This window comes from Mesorhizobium sp. M7A.T.Ca.US.000.02.2.1, from assembly GCF_003996995.1.
Taxonomy (GTDB): domain Bacteria; phylum Pseudomonadota; class Alphaproteobacteria; order Rhizobiales; family Rhizobiaceae; genus Mesorhizobium.
Window position 1 is genome coordinate 1 of sequence record NZ_RZTT01000387.1, and the last position, 5,789, is coordinate 5,789.

The 5,789-nt window shown below is 60.0% G+C and carries 5 protein-coding genes; 3 read left to right on the forward strand and 2 right to left on the reverse strand.

Annotated features, from left to right (window positions below; genetic code table 11):
* Positions 1-2 precede the first annotated feature (2 nt).
* Positions 3-593, reverse strand: a complete 591-nt coding sequence (locus tag EOD15_RS27235; protein ID WP_127320390.1) for a hypothetical protein — start codon at positions 591-593, stop codon at positions 3-5.
* A gap of 338 nt (positions 594-931) precedes the next feature.
* Between EOD15_RS27235 and clpP the strand changes: the two genes are divergently transcribed.
* Entirely contained in the window at positions 932-1,561 is a 630-nt protein-coding gene (gene clpP / locus EOD15_RS27240; RefSeq protein ID WP_013532191.1) for an ATP-dependent Clp endopeptidase proteolytic subunit ClpP, read from the forward strand.
* A gap of 292 nt (positions 1,562-1,853) precedes the next feature.
* Positions 1,854-3,128: an ATP-dependent Clp protease ATP-binding subunit ClpX gene (gene clpX / locus EOD15_RS27245; RefSeq protein WP_023759839.1), complete on the forward strand. Its 1,275-nt coding sequence runs from the start codon at positions 1,854-1,856 to the stop codon at positions 3,126-3,128.
* A 109-nt stretch (positions 3,129-3,237) separates the two neighbouring features.
* Here the strand turns inward: clpX and EOD15_RS27250 are convergent, their stop codons facing one another.
* Positions 3,238-3,855 carry a hypothetical protein gene (locus tag EOD15_RS27250; RefSeq protein WP_127320391.1) on the reverse strand — a complete coding sequence of 206 codons (618 nt, stop codon included), beginning with the start codon at positions 3,853-3,855 and terminating at the stop codon, positions 3,238-3,240.
* A gap of 231 nt (positions 3,856-4,086) precedes the next feature.
* Here EOD15_RS27250 and lon point away from each other — a divergent pair.
* Positions 4,087-5,789, forward strand: a 1,703-nt coding sequence (gene lon, locus EOD15_RS27255) for an endopeptidase La (protein ID WP_127409012.1), incomplete at its 3' end; no start/stop codon positions are given.

Consider the following 5,789-nt stretch of genomic DNA (forward strand, 5'->3'; position numbering starts at 1 on the left):
ACCTAATCCTGGCAATGCCTGGGAATATGCACCCGCCGCCAGCCCGATGAACCCTCGCGAACCAGCACACGACGCGCGACGGTCTGGTAGGAGGCGGGAACATCGATGACGCGCCTTTGCTCCGGCCGCACCAGCACCTCCTGGGCGATCCTGTCGTGTTGAGCGGGGATGACCACGCGTCGCGTGCGTTCGGGCTGGATCACCACGGTTTTGGCGACACGTTCGTAGCGCGCCTTGTGCCAGACCTTGCACAGCACCTTGCGGCCATGGACGACGCGCCATTCCCAGGAATAGCCGCCGCCATCGATCCGGACCGTACGATAGACCGTGCGGGTGACGGCCGGCACGATCTGGTAGGTCACTTGCGCCGGAACGGTCATCACGACGCGCTCGCGCGTGCCATAGATAGGGGCGATATAGTCGACCTGCTGACCGGGCGGACTGATCATCACGTCTTCATAGACCGTGTCGTACACGGCCGGACTGCGGACCGGCTCATAACATTCGACGGCTCGGCCGCCGGCCGTCGTCTGCGAAATCGTGCCGAGCATGGTCAGCCCGGCGATGGTGAAGCATGCGGTTTTCCCGGGCATGACACTTCCCCTGTTGAACTCTACGCATAAGTTCAACGTTGAATTGTAGAGGAAGCCGTCTCGGAAAAAAGCGGTTTCGGCGCATTTCGTTAAGTGACGCGGTTAAGAAACTGCTACCTTGCGTGGTCGGCCATGCGGCTCCGGACCCGCGGAAGCATCCGCCGCCGCGAATCCTTGGTCAGAAACCTTGATTCGACTTACCCAGATGGCTAGGAGGGGTCGGCCTTGCACAAGGACGAGCCGGCATCCTATCTACGGAATAACGATCCAGAACCGATTCTGCCCGATCTGCCGGCATTCCCGGCGCCGGAATCCCACCGCGAGATAAGAGATATCTGATGAAGAACCCCGTCGAAACCTACATGAACCTCGTTCCGATGGTGGTCGAACAGACCAATCGCGGCGAGCGGGCCTACGACATTTTCTCGCGCCTCCTCAAGGAGCGCATCATTTTCATCACCGGTCCGGTCGAGGACGGCATGGCGACGCTGGTCTGCGCGCAGCTTTTGTTCCTCGAAGCCGAGAATCCGAAGAAGGAAATCAACCTCTACATCAATTCGCCGGGCGGCGTCGTCACCTCGGGCATGGCGATCTACGACACCATGCAGTTCATCAAGCCGGCCGTGTCGACGCTCTGCATCGGCCAGGCGGCTTCGATGGGTTCGCTGCTCCTGACCGCCGGTCACAAGGACATGCGCTTTGCCACGCCGAACGCCCGCATCATGGTTCACCAGCCTTCCGGCGGCTTCCAGGGCCAGGCGTCCGACATCGAGCGCCATGCCCTGGATATCATCAAGCTGAAGCGTCGCCTCAACGAGGTCTACGTCAAGCACACCGGCAAGAGCTACGAAGAGATCGAGAAAACGCTCGACCGCGACCATTTCATGACCGCCGACGAAGCCAAGGATTTCGGCCTCATCGACAAGGTCATTTCGTCGCGCGAGGCGGCCGAAGGGGCGCTGGCATAAAGGCAAGTTGGCAGTTGGATGGCACCATCACGCGCTTTTGGCGCGTCTTGCGGCATTTCGGCCACAATTGGCTGTTCCCTCGGGGGACAGGATTGCCTACGTTAAGGCTATGTTGAGTTTCGGCGGCTTAGCTTTATGCGGGGTTGTCGCGAATCATTGCCACGTTTTCTGATTTGTGTTTCGTACGGAATGCGTTGCGGGAGCCGGACTGGCGGCGGCGGATTCCCGCGATAGATAGAGTATGCGCCCTTTCAGCCAGACCATCGGCGGGCGGCCATGAAAGGACATGAAAATGAGCAAGGTCGGCAACAACAGCGGCGATTCCAAGAACACGCTTTACTGCTCGTTTTGCGGCAAAAGCCAGCACGAAGTGCGCAAGCTGATCGCCGGTCCGACGGTCTTCATCTGCGACGAGTGCGTCGAACTCTGCATGGACATCATCCGTGAAGAGAACAAGACCTCGATGGTGAAGTCGCGCGAAGGCGTGCCGACACCGCAAGAGATCCTCAAGGTTCTCGACGACTATGTCATCGGTCAGCCCTACGCTAAGCGCGTGCTGTCGGTGGCGGTCCACAACCACTACAAGCGCCTCGCGCATGCCGGCAAGAACAACGATGTCGAACTGGCGAAGTCCAACATCCTGCTGATCGGTCCGACCGGTTGCGGCAAGACGCTGCTTGCGCAGACGCTGGCCCGCATCATCGATGTGCCCTTCACCATGGCTGACGCGACGACGCTGACCGAAGCCGGCTATGTCGGCGAGGACGTCGAGAACATCATCCTGAAGCTGTTGCAATCGGCCGACTACAATGTCGAGCGCGCCCAGCGCGGCATCGTCTACATCGACGAGATCGACAAGATTTCGCGCAAGTCGGACAATCCCTCGATCACCCGCGACGTGTCGGGCGAGGGCGTGCAGCAGGCGCTTCTGAAGATCATGGAAGGCACCGTCGCCTCCGTGCCGCCGCAGGGCGGCAGGAAGCACCCGCAGCAGGAGTTCCTGCAGGTCGATACAGCCAACATCCTGTTCATCTGCGGCGGCGCCTTCGCCGGGCTGGACAAGATCATCTCGGATCGCGGCCGCAAGACGTCGATCGGCTTCGGCGCCATCGTCGCTTCGCCGGAAGATCGCCGCACCGGCGATGTTTTCCGTCTGGTCGAGCCCGAGGATCTGTTGAAGTTCGGTCTTATCCCCGAATTTGTCGGCCGTCTGCCGGTCCTGGCGACGTTGGAAGACCTTGACGAACCGGCGCTGATCCAGATCCTGACCGAGCCGAAGAACGCGCTGGTCAAGCAGTATCAGCGGCTGTTCGAGATGGAGAATGTCGACCTGACTTTCCACGAGAACGCTCTTTCGGCCATCGCCAAGCGCGCCATCGAGCGCAAGACCGGCGCGCGCGGCCTGCGTTCGATCATGGAAGCGATCCTGCTCGACACGATGTTCGAACTTCCCGCACTCGAAGGCGTGCGCGAAGTGGTGATTTCGGAGGAGGTGGTGACCGGCAGTGCCCGGCCGCTCTACATCTACTCCGAGCAGAAGGAAAAGAAGGGCAATGTCAGCGCCTGACATGGCATCTGGCCCATACTTTTATGGAACGGCGCCTACGGGCGCCGTTTCCTTTTGGTGGATTGAAACGGTGGCGCCAGCGCTTGATTGACGTTGGTGCGGACCCAGATCAGTCGCCGACCGCTAAACCCGGTCGGAAACGATGCACGATGTCGGCGAATTGGTCGATTGAAAGGTCGACCAATTCCAGTGGGATCAGAATGGAGCCCGCCCGAAACAGGTGCAGCCTCGACGTTCCTGGAAATCTCTCGACGACATCAATTCTGTGGCCGCGTACCGGCTTGACCCAAGCACTCGTCAGATTTCGGTCTTTGTATACCTCGATCCTATCGATGTATTTCCAAGCGACCCTACGCGAATAGAAAAGCCCGACATTGGTAATTCCGTCCGGCCCAATGACGTAGTCGATCCGCCGATCGGCGAGGCGAACGGTTCTCATGATCAATCCCAGTGCTGCGACGCCGCCGAACGTCCACAATGCGATGGCGCGCCAGAGAACAGGTAGTAGAAAAAGCAGCAGCACTAACCAAGCACCTTTGCCGCGAATGCGTTTCGGGTGCCAATCTGGATCGACAGCGGTGGTGTAGATGAACAAAAGAGCCGCAGCGGTGAAGATGACGACGGCCAGCAGGGCCAGAGATCGCTTGCGGGAGAGACGCATGCGCAGTCGCACCTCGGAGGCGTCATATTCAGGCTGCAATCGAGGGGCGTAATCGAGCAAGCTCATCACGCATGTCTAGGAAATACGAATTGCGATGTGGTTAAGTGTGAATTTCCGGGCCTGTTCGACACTTGATCTTTGGGCGCCGTGCATCCACTTAATCGGAGAAGGCCGAGGTGCCCGATTTCTGTGCTGTAAAACTCCCGTCACAAACGGTGGTAGGCGGAACGATCCCCGGTCGTTAATATAAGATTCGCGGTTGGCTCAATTAGCGGCCGCGACATGAAAGGTTGGACAATGGCCAAAGTATCCAAGGCACCCAGCGACGGCGTCTTCGCAGTCCTCCCACTGCGCGACATCGTGGTGTTTCCGCACATGATCGTTCCGCTCTTCGTCGGGCGTGAGAAGTCGATCAAGGCGCTGGAAGAGGTGATGGGTCAGGAAAAGCAGATCCTGCTTGCCACCCAGATGAATGCCGCCGACGACGATCCCGAACCCGATGCCATCTTCGACATCGGCACGCTCGCCAATGTGCTGCAATTGCTCAAGCTGCCCGACGGCACCGTCAAGGTTCTGGTCGAGGGCGCCTCGCGCGCGAAAATCGTCTCGTTCACCGACCGTCCCGACTTCCACGAAGCCCGCGCCGCGGCGCTGGTCGAGCCGGAAGAGGAAGAGGTCGAGGTCGAGGCGCTGGCCCGTTCGGTCGTCACCGACTTCGAGAACTACGTCAAGCTGAACAAGAAGATCTCGCCCGAAGTGGTGGGTGCCGCCAGCCAGATCGACGACTACTCCAAGCTCGCCGATACGGTCGCCTCGCATCTCGCCATCAAGATCCCTGAAAAGCAGGAAATGCTGGCCACGCTCTCGGTCAAGGAGCGGCTGGAAAAGGCGATGGGCTTCATGGAAGCCGAAATCTCCGTCCTGCAGGTGGAGAAGCGCATCCGCTCGCGCGTCAAGCGCCAGATGGAGAAGACGCAGCGCGAATACTACCTCAACGAGCAGATGAAGGCGATCCAGAAGGAGCTCGGCGAGGGCGAGGACGGCCGCGATGAGGCCGCCGAGATCGAGGCGCGCATCAAGAAGACCAAGCTCTCCAAGGAGGCCCGCGAAAAGGCGGAAGCCGAGTTGAAGAAGCTCCGGACGATGTCGCCGATGTCGGCTGAATCGACCGTCGTGCGCAACTATCTCGACTGGATCCTGTCGATCCCGTGGGGCAAGAACTCCAAGGTCAAGCAGGACCTGGCGTTCGCGCAGAACGTGCTCGACACCGATCATTTCGGCCTCGACAAGGTCAAGGAGCGCATTGTCGAGTATCTCGCCGTGCAAAGCCGCCAGAAGAAGCTGAAGGGGCCGATCCTGTGCCTCGTCGGCCCTCCCGGCGTCGGCAAGACCTCGCTCGGCAAGTCGATCGCCAAGGCGACTGGTCGCGAATTCATCCGCATGGCGCTTGGCGGCGTGCGTGACGAGGCCGAGATCCGTGGTCACCGGCGCACCTATATCGGCTCGATGCCCGGCAAGGTCATCCAGTCGATGAAGAAGGCCAAGAAGTCCAACCCGCTCTTCCTGCTCGACGAGATCGACAAGATGGGCCAGGACTTCCGTGGCGATCCGTCATCGGCGTTGCTCGAGGTCCTCGATCCGGAACAGAACTCGACGTTCATGGACCATTACCTCGAGGTCGAATACGACCTGTCGAGCGTCATGTTTGTGACGACGGCGAACACGCTGAACATCCCGGCGCCCTTGATGGACCGCATGGAGATCATCCGTATCGCCGGCTACACCGAGGACGAGAAGATCGAGATCGCCAAGCGGCACCTGATGCCGAAGGTGATCCGCGATCACGCGCTGCAGCCGAAGGAGTTTTCCGTCGGTGAGGACGCGATCCGCGCCATCGTCCAGACTTACACCCGCGAAGCGGGCGTCAGGAGCCTGGAGCGCGAGCTGATGAAGCTCGGGCGCAAGGCGGTGACCGAGATCCTGAAGACGAAGAAGAAGAC

Bases quoted from the DNA above. Each gene is read 5' to 3' on its own strand.
- EOD15_RS27250 (WP_127320391.1), bottom strand. From the start codon at position 3,855: ATGAGCTTGCTCGATTACGCCCCTCGATTGCAGCCTGAATATGACGCC.
- clpX (WP_023759839.1), top strand. From the start codon at position 1,854: ATGAGCAAGGTCGGCAACAACAGCGGCGATTCCAAGAACACGCTTTAC.
- EOD15_RS27235 (WP_127320390.1), bottom strand. From the start codon at position 593: ATGCCCGGGAAAACCGCATGCTTCACCATCGCCGGGCTGACCATGCTC.
- clpP (WP_013532191.1), top strand. From the start codon at position 932: ATGAAGAACCCCGTCGAAACCTACATGAACCTCGTTCCGATGGTGGTC.